The following is a 15,419-nucleotide window of genomic DNA, read 5'->3' as shown; positions in this document are numbered from 1 at the left end:
CCAATCTGGCCGGCTTCCTTTCCAGCTCCCTGTCGGATCCTTGCGGATGAGGCAAGGGGGAGGCTGGACCCGGTGGCGGCCGGTACGAGCAGCAGTGACCCTTCAGCGCCTGTGCCTGGCGCTGGCGCTGCTGTGCCTGTTTTCCGCGCTCCCGGGTACGGTCGCCGCACAGGACGGCCCGCCGCCGCTGCGCGACTACGCCATCGATGTCTGGACCTCGCGCAACGGCCTGCCGCACAACTCGCTGCGTGACATCGCGCAGACCCCGGAAGGGCACCTCTGGTTCGCCACCTGGGAAGGGCTGGTCCGTTACAACGGTCTGGATTTCACCGTGTTCGACCGCAGCACCCGGCCGGGCCTGCGCGACAACGGCGTCGGTGCGCTGTTCGTCGACCGCGACGGCGGCCTGTGGATCAGCGACTCGCGCGGCAACGTGACCCGGCGCAGTGCCGATGGGCGCTGGCAGGTCTTCCCGCACCAGCCTCCCGCCCCGCAGGTGCTGATCCAGGCCATGCAGATGGACAGCCACGGCCGGCTCTGGCTGCTGTACGAAGGCAACGGCATCGGCAGCCTGACCCGCGAAGGGCGTTTCGAGTACCAACGGCCGCCGGCCGACGTGCCGATGGCGATGAGTTTCACCAAGCTGGTGGTGGATGCGCAGGACCGGGTCTGGGTCGGCACGCTCGATGGCCTGGTGGTGCGCGGCACCGACGGTGTGTTGCGCCGCGCGCCGGAGAGCTTCGGCCTCGGCCGTGGGCTGGTCTGGCCTTACCGCGCCCCGGATGGGGTCCTGTGGATCGTCGCCGGCGAGCGCATCTACCGCATGCAGGACGGCGTGCCGCAGCTGCAGCACAGCCTCGGCACGGGCATCCACATCACGTCGATGCTGCAGGATCGCCATGGCGACCTGTGGCTGGGCACCGAGAACCAGGGCCTGCTGCGCCTGTCGCGGCACGGTCTGGAGCGCCTGCCCGCCGGCCTGTCGCTGCCCGGCGGGCGCGTGGTCAGCCTGCGTGAGGACGCCGAAGGCAGCATCTGGGTGGGCGCCAACGGCGGCCTGTACCGCCTGCGCGAGACGCTGTTCAGCAGTTTCACCGAACGCGACGGGCTCAGCGGCGACTACGTGCGCACCGTGCTCGAAGATCGCAACCGCCAGTTGTGGGTGGGCAGCGCCACCGGTCTGGACCGTCGCGACAGCGAGGGTCGTTTCCACCCGGTAGCGCTGCGCAACAGCGGAGGCAAGACGCCGTCGGTGCTGAGCCTGGTCCAGGACAAGGCAGACGGCCTGTGGGTGGGCACGTTCGGCGACGGCATCCTGCACCTGGACGGAGAGGGCCGCATGCTGCGCCGGTACGGCGCCGAAGACGGCCTGCCGGGCGGCAACATCCGGGCGATGAGCGTGGCCCGCGACGGCGCGGTGTGGGCCGGTACCCAGAAGGGCGTGGCCCGGCTGGACGCCAACGGCGTGACCGTGCCGGACGTACCGGGCATGCCGACCGGGCTGATCACCGCGCTGGCGCATGACGCCGAGGGCGACCTGTGGATCGGCACCATCGAAGGCATCCGGGTGCTGCGTGGCGACCGGGTGCAGGCCATCGACCTGGCGCCGCTGGGCGGCGGGCGCAGCGTGTTCGGCTTCCAGCAGATCGGCGATGCGATGTGGATCAGCAGCGACCGCGGCCTGTACCGCTACCAGGACGGGAAACTGGCGCGGGTCGGGCTGGAGCAGGGGATGCCGGTGGACACGGTGTTCCAGCTGGTGCCCGACCGCATCGGCAACGTCTGGATCAGCAGCAACCGCGGCGTGCTGCGCACCGACATGACGATGCTCAACGATGTCGCCGACGGGCGCACGCGCCGGATCGAGGTCGAGCACTACAACGAAATCGACGGCATGGCCAACTCGCAGGCCAACGGCAGCTCCGGTCCGTCGGCGATCCTGCGCCAGGACGGCACGTTCTGGGTGGTCACCGCCGGTGGCCTGAGCACGGTCGACCCGCTGCGCCTGCAGCGCTTCCGTGAGCGCCTGGCACCGCCGGCGGCGATCGAGACGGTGCTGGTCGACGGCGTGCCGCTGCACTGGCAGGGCGCCAACCACAACACCCTGCCGGGCGGGCGACGGCTGAGCATCAGCTACGTGGGCCTGAGTTACCTGATGTCCGAGCGGATCCGCTACCGCACCCGCCTGGACGGGCTGGACACTGCCTGGATCGAGCGCGGCCAGCAGCGCAGCGTGGAGTTCATCGGCCTGCCGCCGGGCGAGTACACCCTGCACGTGGGTGCGGCCCACCCCGGCGGTACCTGGGGCAGCAGTGAGGCGGTGTGGTCGTTCACGGTCGAGCCGTTCCTGTGGCAGCGGCGCAGCGTGCAGTTCATCGGCGGCCTGCTGCTGCTGGCCGGGTTGGTGGCGCTGTACCGCTACCTGATCAACCGCTACAAGGCCAGCAACGTGCGTCTGGCGCGCCGCGTGGATGCCGCCACCCGCGACCTGCAGGCGCAGACCGCCAGCCTGCAGGCGCTGAACGAGGAAAAGACCCAGCTGGCCGAACGCCTGGCGCGGCAGTCCGAGCAGTTCGAGCGACAGGCCCGCGAAGACGCGCTGACCGGGCTGCCCAACCGGCGCGCCTTCGATGAAGCGCTGGCGCGCGACTTCGCCCGCTCGCAGCGCAGTGGCCATCCGCTGTGCCTGGTGGTGCTGGACATCGACCACTTCAAGGAAGTAAACGACCAGCACAGCCACAGCGTGGGCGACGTGGTGCTGGCGGAAGTGGCGCGGGTGATCGCCTCGGCGTGCCGCGATTCGGACATGCCGGCGCGTACCGGTGGCGAGGAATTCACCCTGCTGCTCAACGACACCCGCCTGGCCGAAGCGGCGCAGGTCTGCGCGCGCCTGCGCGGGCTGTTCCATGACCATCCGGACTGGGCCGGGGTGCCCGGACTGCAGGTGACCTTCAGCGCCGGCCTGGTCGAGCTGGATGCGGCCGACCGCACCCCGATGCTGCTCTACCAGCGCGCCGACCGCGCCCTGTACCGCGCAAAAAGCGAAGGCCGGGATCGCACCGCGATTGGTTGATCAGCGGGTGGCCCGGCACCGCGTGGACACGCATGGCGTGTCCCTACGCCGGATTGCCGCGTAGCGACACGCCATGCGTGTCCCACGGAATATCAGATCAAGGACGCGGCCACGCGTTGGCAATCGTGCAGAAAAGCTTCGCCGTCTGCTCGGTGTCATACACCGCGCTGTGCGCTTCATTCGCATCCCAGCCCAATCCGGCGGCGGCGGCTGCGCGTGCCAGTACGGTCTGGCCATAGGCGATACCGGCCATGGTCACCGTGTCGAACACACTGAACGGATGGAACGGGTTGCGCTTGTGCCCGACCCGGTTCACAGCCGCGTTGACGAAGCCCAGGTCGAAGTGCGCGTTGTGCCCGACCAGGATCGCGCGCTGGCAGCCGTACTTCTTCATCGCCGCACGCACCGGCGCGAAGATGTGGTCCAGCGCGTCCTTCTCGGACTTGGCCAGGCGGAACGGGTGGTCGAGGATGATCCCGGTGATCTCCAGCGACTTCGGGTCGATCTCCAGGCCTTCGGCCGGGATCACGTGCGCGCTGGCGGTCTGCCCCGGATGGAGCAGGCCGTTGTCGTCCATCTCGATCGGAACCGCGGCAATCTCCAGCAGCGCATTGCGGTTGCAGTCGAAGCCGCCGGTTTCCACGTCCACCACCACCGGCAGGAAGCCACGGAAGCGGGTCGCCATCATGCGTTGGCCCAGGGAGGGCACGTCTACGGCGTCCACCGGGGCAGCGGCGGTCTGGGGGAGTTCGTCAGTCATCGACGCAGTTTAGCAGAGCGGTCTGACCGCCCCGTTGCGATGCCTGGCCAGCCAGGCATCCACGCTCAGGCGACCGGCCCCGCGCAGCAGCAGCGGCATCAGCATGGCCATGAACAGCACCGGCAGCTTGAAGTTGCCGTATCCCTGGTCGCTGATCGCATAGCCCTGCGCCAGCACGGCAAGCGAGTTCCACTCGGCCGGCCAGTGCACCGTCGCCGTGGCCACCACGGTCAGTCCGATCAGCAGGGCCGCCGTGGTGCGGGTGGCCAGCCCCAGTAGCAGGCAGGCGGCGCCCAGAAGCTCCAGCCAGGTCGCGGCCTGCCAGTTGACGGCCGATGGCAGCCAGCGGAACGGCAACGGGAAGTCGGCCTGCACGCTGTCGAACCAGTTCATGCCGCGCAGTTTCTCGCGCCCGGATTCGAAGTACTCCCAGGCCAGCAGCAGGCGCAGGCCGAGCGGGGCCAGCCAGCGGTCGAGTCCGTCCAAGCGGTCGCGCAGTGCGGAAAGGGGGGAGGGCAGTGGCATTGGAAGCTCCGGACAGAAGGAAGGTTCCAACTAGAGGCCCGGCGCGCGACGATCGATGCGCGCGCGGGCTGCAGGGTTCAGCTGCCGGTCGGGCGCGCCACCGGACCGATTACCGCGCTGGTGTGCAGCTGCGCCAGCAGCGCACGCCCGGGTGCGTCCAGGGAAGCGGCATCCAGACCGTGGGCACCGGCCAGCTGTCGCAGGTGTTCGGCGCCGCTGCGCGCCACGGCGTCGTCCATCTGCGCCAGCAATGCCCCGGCCAGCGGGCTGAGTTGTGAAAACACGACGCTGCCATCGGGCACCCGCCGCGCGAGCAGGCAGGTCGGCTCCGGTGGCGCGGAGACCGGCTGGAATGCAACGCCGATCTGCTGCACCGGCCACGCGTAAACCAAAGGCCATGCCAACGCCGAACGGGCGAGGGCGTCCTGCCATGGATCGAAGTCCCCGCCTGCAGGCAGCGGCACGGCCTCGCTCGACTGCAGCGCAAGTTCCACCCACTCGTAGTGCGCAAGCTCGGCCAGGAACGGGCGCGGCAGCGACGACTGCTGCTGCAGCCACTGCACGAACTCGCCGGCGACCTCGGTAAACAGTGGCGACACGCAGCGGTGCTCGACGAAATAGCGCCGGCACAGCGCATCCCATTCGTCGCGGTGCAGGATCTGGAGCAGCACCGGAAAACTTCCGCCCAGCAGGCCCTGCAGATTGTTGAACAGCAGATCGCGGTAGATCTGCAGACGACGCGGTTCGAGCCCTGCGGGCGCGGGCTGGCCGTGCGGGTCGCGCAGGTGCAGGGTCATCCCCGATTGCTGGTCGCGGAGCGTCCCGCTCATGCGGCCGCTCCGTCTGCCGTATCCCCGCCGTGCAGGATGCGCCGCATCTGCTGCAGTTCCCCGCGCAGCTCGGCGTAGGTCGGGAAGTTGAAATCGCGTTCCAGCAGCGCCGGGCGCGGCCCGAAGCGGGCACGCGCCTGCGCCAGCAGTGCCCACACCGGGTCGATCACCGGGCTGCCATGGGTGTCGATCTTCAGGTCGTCGGCTTCATCGTAGTGCCCGGCCACGTGCAGGCACGCCACGCGCGATTCCGGAAGTCCGTCGATGAACGCGACCGGGTCGAAGCCGTGGTTGATCGCATTGACGTACACGTTGTTGACGTCCAGCAGCAGATCGCAGTCCGCTTCCTCCAGCACGGCCACGGTGAAGTCCCGCTCGCTCATCGCCGCGTGCGGAGTGAGGTAGGTCGAGACGTTCTCCACCGCGATCCGCCGGCCCAGCCGGTCCTGCACCTGCGCGATGCGCGCGGCGGTGTGGCGCACCGCCTCCTCTGTGAACGGCAGCGGCAGCAGGTCGTACAGATGCCCGTCGTCGCTGCAGTAGCTCAGGTGCTCGCTGTACAGGCGCACCTTGTGGGTGTCCAGGAAGCGGCCGACCCGGTCGACGAAGGCCAGGTCCAGCGGCGCACTGCCACCCAGCGAGAGCGACAGGCCATGGCAGGTCAGCGGGTAGCGCGTGCCGAGCCCCTGCAGGCGCTCGCCGAGGGCCCCGCCAAGCCCGATCCAGTTCTCCGGTGCGCATTCGAGGAAGTCGATATCGCCCGGCGGCGCCTGCTCCAGATCGTCGAGCAGGGCGCGGCGCAGGCCCAGTCCTACCGCCGCCGCAGGCAGCGGCGGCAGGACCACGGGGTTCACGCCGGCGCGCGGGTCAGTGCCCGGCACCGCACTTGCCTTCACCGCACTTGCCTTCAGCGGTCTTCTTCGCGGCAGGAGCGGGCTTGGCCTTGTCGGCCCCGCACTTGCCTTCGCCGCACTTGCCTTCTGCCGCCTTCTTGTCGGTGCCGTGCTGTTTGGCCTTGTCGGCGCCGCACTTGCCTTCACCGCATTTGCCTTCAGCCGCCTTCGCGTCGGCCTTGGGCGCGGCCTGCGCGGCCAGGGCGTAGCCCTGGGCCAGGTCGGTCATCGACAGCGCCGAGGCGGTGCCGGCCAGGCCGAGGCCGCCAGCGAGCGCGGCGCAGGCCAGCAGGGAGGCGTGTTTGGTGGACAGGGTCATGGGATATCTCCGTGTAGAGGCCGGGGGGCCAGGGTGGTGCCAATGAAGCATGCCGGATTTGCCGGCATGCGGGGAAAGCTCAGGCCAGGTACTCGCGGGCCATGACGCGGGCGCGGTGCAGCCGGGCCTTGATGGTTTCAGGGGTGGTGGCCAGCTGTTCGGCCAGCTCGGCGATCGAGAGACCCTCCACGTCGCGCAGCAGGATCACTTCGCGGTAATGCGCCGGCAGCGACTCCAGCGCGGCGGCGCAGTCGCGGCGCAGCGCCACGTCGTCGCGCTGCGTCGGCGGCAGGATCTCCTCGCGCAGTTCTTCGTGCCGCCACTGGCAGCGTGCGCGTTTGAGCCGGTTGCATTCGCGCTTGACGATACGGAACGCCCACGAGGTGAAGCACTCCACCAGGCGCAGGTCGCACAGCCGCTGCGACACGGTGATCAGGCTTTCCTGCACCGCGTCTTCGACATCATTGATGACGCAGTGGTATTCCGCATAGCGGCGCAGGTGCTGGCGCGAATGGCGCAGTACGCGGTCAAGCGCGGCGCGGTCGCCGGCATGGGCGGCGCTGAGTTCGAGCGGGCAGAGGTTCTGCATGCGGCAACGGGATCCTGATGGGCTGGCACAGGATAAGAGCGCTGCGTAGGCGGGTTGGATGCGCGGCTGTGCGGGAAGGTACAGCCGCGATTCAGCGCGGTCGGTCCGTTCGCGACAAAAACAACAAAGGCCGGTACGCCGTACCGGCCCTTGTTACCCGCGAATGCCTTGCGGCTGTTGGGTTACAGCTTTTCGGTGCTGGTCTCGTCGCGCTTCTCGCGCGGCGGCAGCGCCTGCTCGCCATGCACCAGGAACCAGACGTTCTCGGCGATGTTGGTGGCGTGGTCGCCCACGCGTTCCAGGTTCTTGGCCATGAACAGCAGGTGGGTGCACGGGGTGATGTTGCGCGGGTCTTCCATCATGTAGGTCAGCAGCTCGCGGAACAGCGCGGTGTACTGCGCATCCAGCCGCGCGTCGTCGTCGCGCAGGGCGAGCGCGCCCTCTGCGTCGTTGTCGCGGTAGGCCTCGATGGCGCGGCGGACCTGCTGCGCCGCAAGGCGGCCCAACGAGCGCAGGCCCTGGATCTGCGGCAACGGCGGCATCTTGCTGAGCGCGATCGAACGCTTGGCCACGTTGGCGGCATAGTCGCCAATACGCTCGATGTCGGCCGGAATGCGCAGGCCGGCCAGGATCTCGCGCAGGTCGCGCGCCATCGGGCCGCGCAGGGCAAGGCGCATCACGTCATGGCTGATCTGCTGTTCCAGGCTGTCGATCGCCTCGTCGTTGGCAATGATGCGTGCCGCGGCGTTGTCGTCGCGGCGTTCGATCACGTCCAGCGCCGCCTCCAGCTGCGCCACGGACATTTCGCCCATGCGCACGATTTCGGCCACCAGCCGCTGCTGTTCTTCGTCGTAGCTCTTGACGATGTGGTCGTTCGGAATGTTCATTGTGATTCCCGTGGTGCCGGGGTCGGCCCGGCTGGTTTATCTGGATGTGCGGGGAAAGATCAACCGAACCGGCCGGTGATGTAATCCTCGGTCTGCTGCTTGTTCGGCTGCGAGAAGATCACTTCGGTGCGGTCGTGTTCGATCAGGTCGCCCAGGTACATGAAGGCGGTGTAGTCGGACACACGCGCGGCCTGCTGCATGTTGTGGGTGACGATCACGATGGTGTAGTCATGCTTGAGCTCTTCGACCAGCTGCTCGATGCGGCTGGTGGAGATCGGGTCCAGCGCCGAGGTCGGCTCGTCGAGCAGCAGCACGTCCGGGCGCAGGGCCACGGCACGCGCGATGCACAGACGCTGCTGCTGGCCACCGGAGAGGCCGAGCGCGCTCTGGTTGAGCTTGTCCTTCACTTCGTCCCACAGCGCACCCTGGCGCAGCGCATGCTCGACGCGGTCGTTCATGTCCGCCTTGTTGAGCTTCTCGTGGTGGCGGATGCCGTAGGCGACGTTCTCGAAGATGGTCATCGGGAACGGCACCGGCTTCTGGAACACCATGCCGACCTTGCTGCGCAGGCGGTTCATCGGGTACTTCGGCGACAGGATGTTCTCGCCGTCCAGCAGCACTTCACCGCGCGCTTCCAGCTTCGGGTACAGCGCGTAGATGCGGTTGAAGATGCGCAGCAGGGTCGACTTGCCGCAACCGGAGGGACCGATCAGCGCGGTCACGCGCTTTTCCGGAATCTCCAGGTTGATGCCCTTCAGGGCGTGGAACTTGTCGTAGTAGAAGTCCAGTCCACGCGCAGCCAGCTTCACCGGCGACGGCGTGTGCAGGCTCTCGTGCGAGGACGGCACGGCGATGCGCTGCATCGGCACGGCGTTGGAAAGGTCGTTCATGGCGTTATCCACGGAAAGGTCAGTCATGGGAGATACGGTTGCGCAGCAGGATGCCGCGGGCGGCAAGGCTGACCAGCAACACGAAGACAGTCAGCACCAGGGCACCGGCCCAGGCCAGGACCTGCCAGGATTCATACGGGCTGCCGGCGAACTGGTTCATCACCACCGGCACGGAGGCCATCGGCTGGAAGATGTTGTTGTTCCAGTACTGGTTGCCGAAGGCGGTGAACAGCAGCGGCGCGGTCTCGCCGGAGATGCGGGCCAGCGCCAGCAGGATGCCGGTGATGATGCCGGCCGAGGCACTGCGGTACAGCACCTGCACGATCACCTTCCACTGCGGGATGCCCAGCGACAGGGCCGCTTCACGCATCTGCGAGGGCACCAGGCGCAGCATCTCGTCGGTGGTGCGCACCACCACCGGCAGCACGATGAAGGCCAGCGACAGGGCACCGGCGAACGCCGAGAAGTTGCCGCCGGTCTGCATCACGTACAGGGTGTAGACGAACAGGCCGAGCACGATGGACGGGGCCGACAGCAGGATGTCGTTGACGAAGCGGACCACGGTGCCGGCCTTGCGGGCGTTGCCGTACTCGGCCAGCCAGGTACCGGCCAGCACGCCCAGCGGGGTGCCGATGCCGATCGCCAGCGCACACATCACGGCACTGCCGAAGAAGGCGTTGGCAAGGCCGCCTTCCTGCATCGGTGGCGGCGTCATCTTGGTGAACAGATCCCAGTTGATGCCGGCCAGGCCTTTTGAGGCCAGGGTGAACAGGATCCAGCCAAGGAAGAACAGGCCGAACAGCGCGGTGGCGCAGGAAGCGGTGATCGCAACGACGTTGCCGATGCGGCGGCGAAGGTACAGCGAATCAGCGGTGGTGGACATCAGTTGCCCTCCTTGCGGGACAGGCGCATCAGCATCAGGCGGGCGATGGCCAGCACCACGAAGGTGACGATGAAGAGGACGAAGCCGAGCAGCAGCAGGGCCGAGCGGTAGGTTTCAGTGGCTTCGCCGAAATCATTGGCGATCAGCGCGGCGATGGTGGTGCCCGGTTCCAGCAGCGACGGCGACAGGCGCACGCTGTTGCCGATAACGAACGCCACCGCCATCGTCTCGCCCAGAGCGCGGCCGAGGCCGAGGAAGATGCCGCCGATCACCGCCGAGCGGGTGTAGGGCAGGACGATGTCCCAGCTCACTTCCCACTTGGTGGAACCCAGCGCATAGGCCGATTCCTTCAGTCGGGTCGGCACGGTCAGGAACACTTCGCGCATCACCGAGGAGATGAACGGAATGACCATGATGGCCAGCACGAAACCGGCGGTGAGCATGCCGATGCCGAGCGGCGGGCCCTGGAACAGCGGGCCGATGATCGGCATCTCGCCCAGGGTTTCGTTGAGGAACGGGGTGACGTACTCGGTCATCACCGGCACCAGCACGAACAGGCCCCACATGCCGTAGATGATCGAGGGAATGCCGGCCAGTAGTTCGATGGCGGTACCGATCGGACCACGCAGCCAGCGCGGCGCGACTTCGGTGAGGAAGAAGGCGATGCCGAAGCTGACCGGCACGGCGATGACCATCGCGATGAGCGCGGTGACCAGGGTGCCGTAGATCGGGGCGAGAGCGCCGAACTTGTTTTCGACCGGATTCCAGTCAGCGGAGAAGAAGAAGCTCAGGCCCTGCATCTGCAGGGCATGACGGCCGCCCCACAGCATCGACAGTGCGGCGCAGGCCAGGGCGATCAGGACGAAGATGACGGTGCCGACCAGCACCCATCGGAACAGTTTGTCGTTGCGGGCATCACGCGTATCACGCGTGGACGGGGCTGCTACAGGCTGGGCGATGGCATTCATGGGGACGGCAGGGCCAGGAAGGGGCGGGGCGGCACGGCGTGGAAGAGGCGGTGCCCGCGCGGGGCGGGCACCGTCGTGTCCATCACTTCAGGTCGGTCGCCCAGTAGGCCTCGATCTGCTTGACCAGTTCGGCAGGCAGCGGCACGTAGTGCAGCTCGTTGGCCTGGGCCTGGCCGTTCTCGAAGGCCCACTTGAAGAAGGCCAGGGTGTCCTGGTTGCGCTTGGCGTCCTTCGGCTGCTTCTGCATCAGCATGAAGTTGGTGGCGGTGATCGGCCACGCCTGCTCGCCCGGAGCGTTGGTGATGACCAGGTTGAAGTCCTTGGCGCTGGCCCAGTCGGCGCTGGCGGCCGCGGCGGCGAAGGTTTCCGCGCTCGGCGCGACCCAGTTGCCGGCCGCGTTCTGCATGGCGGTGTACGGCATGCCGTTCTGCAGGGCGTAGGCCAGTTCGACGTAGCCGATGGAGCCCTTGATCTGCTTCACGTAGGAAGCAACGCCTTCGTTGCCCTTGCCACCGACGCCGTCCGGCCACTGCACCGAGGTGCCTTCGCCGACCTTGCTCTTCCACTCCGGGCTGACCTTGGACAGGTAGTTGGAGAAGTTGAAGGTGGTGCCCGAACCGTCCGAACGGTGGACCAGGGTGATCTTGCCTTCCGGCAGCTTCACGCCCGGGTTGGCGGCGACGATGGCGGGGTCGTTCCAGGTCTTGACCTTGCCCAGGAAGATGTCGGCCAGCAGGGCGCCGCTGAGGCGCAGCTTGCCGGCTTCCAGGCCCTCGATGTTGACCACCGGGACCACGCCGCCGATGGCGGACGGGAACTGGCCGAGGCCGGCCTGGGCCAGCTCTTCGCTGGACAGCGGCTTGTCGGAGGAACCGAAGTCGACGGTGCCGGCCTTGATCTGGGCGATACCGCCACCCGAACCGATCGACTGGTAGTTGATCTTGGCGCCGGTGGCGGCGTTGTAGTCGGCCGACCACTTGGACACCAACGGGAAGATGAAGGAAGCACCGGCGCCGGAGATCTCGGCGGTCACCTTGTCGCCGGCAGCCGGGGCAGCGGCGGGGGCATCTGCGGCCGGGGCCGTGGCCTGGCCTTCAGCGGCCGGCTTGCAGGCGGACAGGCCCAGCGCGATGGCCAGGGAAAGGGCGGCAAAGCTGGCCGAATGCAGTTTCATGCGTCACTCCGTAGCGGGATGGGGTGCCGGGCTGGCCGGCTGACGCTGCTATGAAATGATGTTTTTGTTACAGCTTGATGACGTCGTGACAGAGGGCACGTTAAACCCCCGCAGGACAAGGCCTGGCGGGCCCCGGGGCGGGGCAGGGCGGCCAATAAAAAAGCGCGGATCAGCAGATCCGCGCCGGAGAGGTGCCGCCAGGGGGAGAGAGGACCTGGCGACACCTTTGCCTGGGTGAAACGGGTGGATCAGTACTTCAGGTTCTGCGACCAGTAGGTCTCGATCTGCTTGACCAGGGCGTCCGGCAGCGGCACGTAGTCCAGCTGCTTGGCCTGGGCGTCGCCGCTCTTGTAGATCCAGCGGAAGAACTCCTGGGTGGCCTTGGCGCTGTTGACGTTCTTCGGCTGCTTGCGGACCAGGATGAAGTTGGTGGCGGTGATCGGCCACGCTTCGGCGCCCGGGGCGTTGGTCATGACCAGGTAGAAGTCCTTGGCGTTGGCCCAGTCGGCGCTGGCGGCGGCGGCGGCGAACGACTCGTCGCTCGGCAGCACGACCTTGCCCGACGCGTTCTTCATCGCGGCGTAGGACATCTTGTTCTGCAGGGCGTAGGACAGTTCGACGTAGCCGATGCCGCCCTTGATCTGCTTCACGTAGGCGGCAACGCCTTCGTTGCCCTTGCCACCGATGCCGACCGGCCACTGGACCGAGGTGCCTTCGCCGACCTTGCTCTTCCACTCCGGGTTGACCTTGGAGAGGTAGTTGACGAAGTTGAAGGTGGTGCCCGAACCGTCCGAGCGGTGCACGACGGTGATCTTGCCGTCGGGCAGCTTGACGCCGGGGTTCAGCGCGGTGATCGCCGGGTCGTTCCAGGTCTTGATCTTGCCCAGGAAGATGTTGGCCAGGGTCGGGCCGTCCAGCTTCAGCGCGCCCGGGGCAACGCCAGCCACGTTGATCACCGGCACCACGCCGCCGATCACCGACGGGAACTGGGCCAGGCCGGCCGAGGCCAGCTCTTCCGGCTTCAGCGGGGCGTCGGACGAACCGAAGTCGACCGTGGCGGCCTTGATCTGGGCGATACCACCGCCGGAGCCGATCGACTGGTAGTTGACCTTCTTGCCGGTCGCGGTGCTGTAGTCGGCCGACCACTTGGACATGACCGGGTAAATGAACGATGCGCCCGCGCCGGTCACATCGGCGGCATTGGCGGCGAACACGGACGACGCGGCGAGGACGGCAACAGCGGCGCGCGACTTGAAGGCGTGGATCACGGGGTGGCTCCTGGGATGGATGATGGTGCGGGGTTTCCCGCCCGGTGCCTATTGCATAACGGTTCAATGACAGGCCAGCGACTGTCATATGACGGAACTGTTACCACGTGGTCCTGGCGTCTTCAGCCAGACGAAAATGAAAAAGGGCGCAGCCCAAGCTGCGCCCTTTCCATTACCGAGGTGACGTACGACTTACCAGAAGAACTGCAGGCGCGCTTCCAGGATGTTCGGATCGTCATTGACGAAGGTACGGCTGGTCGAGCTGTACTTCTTGCTGTCCACCATCACGTAGTTCAGTGCGAACTTGGTGTTGGAGCGCCAGTAGTAGTTCACGCCCACGGTCCAGATATCCATCTTGCCGCCGAGCACGCCGTCCACGATCGGCGGGCGACCGGCAACCGGATTGGCGTTCAGATGGCCGTCGTCGAGGTTCATCGAGTCGTAGCGGGCGCCCAGCTGCCACATGCCGCGGCCCGGCTCGTCCGGCAGGCCGGTGGTCGGGGTGCCGCCCTTGTAGCCCCAGCTCTCGCCGGTGATGTTCCACAGGCCGCTGACGTAGAAACCGTCGCTGGTGTAGTTGTCGCGCGTCATGCGCTTGGCTTCGCTGGTGTAGTACTCGGCCTGGGCCTTGAACGGGCCGCCGATGTACATCGCTTCAGCACCGATGGTCTTGACCCGGTCGGTATCGGTCATGTTGCCGCTGTCGACCAGGCGCGCGGTGGCCAGGTCGGCGTTCGGACGGGCACGCACGCGCAGGGTGTCGGCGTCGGTGTCGTAGTCGACGTAGCTCAGGCCGAAGTGCAGGACCTGGCCCTTCTCGTTGATCGGCGCCCAGGTACCACGCGCGCCGTAGCCGCTGCCGTGGGCCAGGTTGCGGGTCAGCTCGCGGCCGAAGGCGCTGGCGGTGACCGACCAGTTGTTGTCGCCGAAGCTGTAGGCACCACCGAGGCGACGGGCCACGGCGTAGGTGTTGGTGACCGCCGCCTTGGAGATGAAGTCGTTGTTCTTGGTGCTGGACAGTTCTTCCAGGCTGTTGGGCTGCTTGAACTGGCCCAGCTGCACGAAGTGGTTGGCGTTGCCAGCCAGCTTGTACTTCACGTTGGTGTCCAGGAACTTGTCGGCCTTGGCGTCATAACCGACCACCCATTCCACGTTGCCCGGGCCCTTGCCCTTGAGCACCAGCTCGGCGCGGCGCAGCTCGAACTCGCTGTCCTTGCCGTTGGCGGCATCGCCACCGTTGAGATCGGTCACATCGTTGTCGAACCAGTTGCCGTCGGCCTGGACCAGGCCTTCGAAGGTGATCTCCGAGCCGCCGATCACGTCGATGGCCACTTCAGCGTGGGCGGCCGGCACGAACAGCGCAGCAGCCACGGCCGCAGTGAGGAGTTGGCGATGCAGTTTCATGGAAAGGAGCCTTGCAGGCAGGTGGGAAGATGCTGCGCAGGCTAATAAGTGAAGATTGCGTAAATATGACAGTTTCAGACAAAGCGACCCCAGGCCCGGGCCCGATGGCAGCTGGGGTTGCCCACGCTGCCTGAAACAGATGACTGCCCGGTTGCGTCCAGATGGCAGTCGAAGTAAGGCTCAGGCGGCGGTTTTCTGCTTGAACCGGCACAGGTCGCGGATCACGCACTGCGGGCAGTCCGGCTTGCGCGCCTTGCATACGTAGCGGCCGTGCAGGATCAGCCAATGGTGGGCGTCGAGCAGGAACTCGGCGGGAATCGCCTTCACCAGACCATCCTCGACCGCGCGCACGTCCTTGCCCGGCGCCAGGCCGGTGCGGTTGGCGACCCGGAAGATGTGCGTGTCCACCGCCATCACCGGCTCGCCGAAGGCGGTGTTGAGCACCACGTTGGCGGTCTTGCGGCCGACCCCGGGCAGGGCCTCCAGCGCGGCGCGGTCGCGCGGGACCTCGCCGCCATGCTGTTCGATCAGCAGCCGGCAGGCCGCAATGACATTCTTCGCCTTGGCATTGAAGAGGCCGATGGTGGCGATGTATTTCTTCAGCCCGTCTTCGCCCAGTGCCAGGATCGCCTGCGGCGTATTGGCCACCGGGAACAGTTTGCGCGTGGCTTTGTTGACGCCGACATCGGTGGCCTGTGCCGACAGCGCCACCGCCACCAGCAGTTCGAACGGCGTGCTGTACTCCAATTCTGTTTTGGGATGCGGATTGAGTTCGCGCAGACGGGTGAACATTTCCACCACGTCGGCCCTGGGCATGCGCGCGCTGCGCGGTGCAGCCCTCGGTGCGGTTTTTGCAGCAGCTGGCATCAGGAAAGTTTTCCAGCGGCCTTGGCCTTGGCGCGCGCGAGGATCGCAGCGGCGGCGGGCGGCAGGGCCGGTTTCAGTTCGGGGGCGGG

15 protein-coding genes are annotated in these 15,419 nt (G+C 67.1%); 1 reads left to right on the top strand and 14 read right to left on the bottom strand.

Going from position 1 to position 15,419, the window contains the following annotated elements; translation table 11 throughout:
* Positions 1-46: 46 nt before the first annotated feature.
* Positions 47-3,073, top strand: a complete 3,027-nt coding sequence (locus tag RYM47_RS17845) for a two-component regulator propeller domain-containing protein (protein ID WP_315389685.1) — start codon at positions 47-49, stop codon at positions 3,071-3,073.
* Between the two features lie 97 nt (positions 3,074-3,170).
* On the opposite strand, the gene rnt is transcribed toward RYM47_RS17845, so the two are convergent.
* The 14 genes from rnt to nth form a co-directional block, all read right to left on the bottom strand.
* Complete coding sequence (rnt, locus tag RYM47_RS17840; RefSeq protein ID WP_315389712.1) at positions 3,171-3,758, bottom strand: ribonuclease T; 588 nt, start codon at positions 3,756-3,758, stop codon at positions 3,171-3,173.
* Between the two features lie 84 nt (positions 3,759-3,842).
* Positions 3,843-4,358, bottom strand: coding sequence for a DoxX family protein (locus tag RYM47_RS17835; RefSeq protein ID WP_315389683.1), 516 nt, complete (start codon positions 4,356-4,358; stop codon positions 3,843-3,845).
* A gap of 77 nt (positions 4,359-4,435) precedes the next feature.
* Positions 4,436-5,188, bottom strand: a complete 753-nt coding sequence (locus RYM47_RS17830) for a putative DNA-binding domain-containing protein (RefSeq protein WP_315389682.1) — start codon at positions 5,186-5,188, stop codon at positions 4,436-4,438.
* Positions 5,185-6,042, bottom strand: a complete 858-nt coding sequence (locus RYM47_RS17825) for a DUF692 domain-containing protein (protein ID WP_315389680.1) — start codon at positions 6,040-6,042, stop codon at positions 5,185-5,187. Before RYM47_RS17825 ends, RYM47_RS17830 begins: the two co-directional genes overlap by 4 nt.
* Positions 6,043-6,055: 13 nt before the next feature.
* The gene (locus tag RYM47_RS17820) at positions 6,056-6,400 is read right to left on the bottom strand and encodes a hypothetical protein (RefSeq protein ID WP_070208076.1); all 345 of its coding nucleotides are present in this window, start codon (positions 6,398-6,400) and stop codon (positions 6,056-6,058) included.
* Between the two features lie 79 nt (positions 6,401-6,479).
* Positions 6,480-6,989 (bottom strand): sigma-70 family RNA polymerase sigma factor, encoded by a 510-nt coding sequence (locus RYM47_RS17815; RefSeq protein WP_315389677.1) that lies wholly within the window; start codon positions 6,987-6,989, stop codon positions 6,480-6,482.
* A 182-nt stretch (positions 6,990-7,171) separates the two neighbouring features.
* Positions 7,172-7,876 (bottom strand): phosphate signaling complex protein PhoU, encoded by a 705-nt coding sequence (gene phoU, locus RYM47_RS17810; RefSeq protein ID WP_315389676.1) that lies wholly within the window; start codon positions 7,874-7,876, stop codon positions 7,172-7,174.
* Between the two features lie 59 nt (positions 7,877-7,935).
* On the bottom strand, positions 7,936-8,766 hold the full coding sequence (gene pstB, locus RYM47_RS17805) for a phosphate ABC transporter ATP-binding protein PstB (protein ID WP_315389710.1): 831 nt from the start codon (positions 8,764-8,766) through the stop codon (positions 7,936-7,938).
* A gap of 19 nt (positions 8,767-8,785) precedes the next feature.
* Positions 8,786-9,649 (bottom strand): phosphate ABC transporter permease PstA, encoded by an 864-nt coding sequence (pstA, locus tag RYM47_RS17800; protein ID WP_032127902.1) that lies wholly within the window; start codon positions 9,647-9,649, stop codon positions 8,786-8,788.
* Complete coding sequence (gene pstC, locus RYM47_RS17795; RefSeq protein ID WP_197579631.1) at positions 9,649-10,617, bottom strand: phosphate ABC transporter permease subunit PstC; 969 nt, start codon at positions 10,615-10,617, stop codon at positions 9,649-9,651. The genes pstA and pstC overlap by 1 nt, the downstream gene beginning before the upstream one ends.
* Positions 10,618-10,699: 82 nt before the next feature.
* Positions 10,700-11,791 (bottom strand): phosphate ABC transporter substrate-binding protein PstS, encoded by a 1,092-nt coding sequence (gene pstS, locus RYM47_RS17790; protein WP_315389661.1) that lies wholly within the window; start codon positions 11,789-11,791, stop codon positions 10,700-10,702.
* A gap of 248 nt (positions 11,792-12,039) precedes the next feature.
* On the bottom strand, positions 12,040-13,059 hold the full coding sequence (gene pstS, locus RYM47_RS17785; RefSeq protein ID WP_315389660.1) for a phosphate ABC transporter substrate-binding protein PstS: 1,020 nt from the start codon (positions 13,057-13,059) through the stop codon (positions 12,040-12,042).
* Between the two features lie 192 nt (positions 13,060-13,251).
* The gene (locus tag RYM47_RS17780) at positions 13,252-14,463 is read right to left on the bottom strand and encodes an OprO/OprP family phosphate-selective porin (RefSeq protein WP_315389658.1); all 1,212 of its coding nucleotides are present in this window, start codon (positions 14,461-14,463) and stop codon (positions 13,252-13,254) included.
* Positions 14,464-14,643: 180 nt separating this feature from the next.
* Positions 14,644-15,279, bottom strand: a complete 636-nt coding sequence (gene nth / locus RYM47_RS17775; protein WP_315389657.1) for an endonuclease III — start codon at positions 15,277-15,279, stop codon at positions 14,644-14,646.
* Positions 15,280-15,419 lie beyond the last annotated feature (140 nt).

Source organism: uncultured Stenotrophomonas sp., assembly GCF_963519125.1.
Classification (GTDB): Bacteria; Pseudomonadota; Gammaproteobacteria; order Xanthomonadales; family Xanthomonadaceae; genus Stenotrophomonas.
This window is presented reverse-complemented; position numbering and strand designations above follow the sequence as displayed.

What these genes read in the sequence shown, in the direction of transcription:
- pstC (WP_197579631.1), bottom strand. Translation starts at nt 10,617, where the DNA reads ATGAATGCCATCGCCCAGCCTGTAGCAGCCCCGTCCACGCGTGATACG.
- RYM47_RS17835 (WP_315389683.1), bottom strand. Translation starts at nt 4,358, where the DNA reads ATGCCACTGCCCTCCCCCCTTTCCGCACTGCGCGACCGCTTGGACGGA.
- phoU (WP_315389676.1), bottom strand. Translation starts at nt 7,876, where the DNA reads ATGAACATTCCGAACGACCACATCGTCAAGAGCTACGACGAAGAACAG.
- nth (WP_315389657.1), bottom strand. Translation starts at nt 15,279, where the DNA reads ATGCCCAGGGCCGACGTGGTGGAAATGTTCACCCGTCTGCGCGAACTC.
- RYM47_RS17830 (WP_315389682.1), bottom strand. Translation starts at nt 5,188, where the DNA reads ATGAGCGGGACGCTCCGCGACCAGCAATCGGGGATGACCCTGCACCTG.
- RYM47_RS17845 (WP_315389685.1), top strand. Translation starts at nt 47, where the DNA reads ATGAGGCAAGGGGGAGGCTGGACCCGGTGGCGGCCGGTACGAGCAGCA.
- RYM47_RS17815 (WP_315389677.1), bottom strand. Translation starts at nt 6,989, where the DNA reads ATGCAGAACCTCTGCCCGCTCGAACTCAGCGCCGCCCATGCCGGCGAC.
- pstA (WP_032127902.1), bottom strand. Translation starts at nt 9,649, where the DNA reads ATGTCCACCACCGCTGATTCGCTGTACCTTCGCCGCCGCATCGGCAAC.
- rnt (WP_315389712.1), bottom strand. Translation starts at nt 3,758, where the DNA reads ATGGCGACCCGCTTCCGTGGCTTCCTGCCGGTGGTGGTGGACGTGGAA.
- pstB (WP_315389710.1), bottom strand. Translation starts at nt 8,766, where the DNA reads ATGAACGACCTTTCCAACGCCGTGCCGATGCAGCGCATCGCCGTGCCG.
- RYM47_RS17780 (WP_315389658.1), bottom strand. Translation starts at nt 14,463, where the DNA reads ATGAAACTGCATCGCCAACTCCTCACTGCGGCCGTGGCTGCTGCGCTG.
- RYM47_RS17820 (WP_070208076.1), bottom strand. Translation starts at nt 6,400, where the DNA reads ATGACCCTGTCCACCAAACACGCCTCCCTGCTGGCCTGCGCCGCGCTC.
- pstS (WP_315389661.1), bottom strand. Translation starts at nt 11,791, where the DNA reads ATGAAACTGCATTCGGCCAGCTTTGCCGCCCTTTCCCTGGCCATCGCG.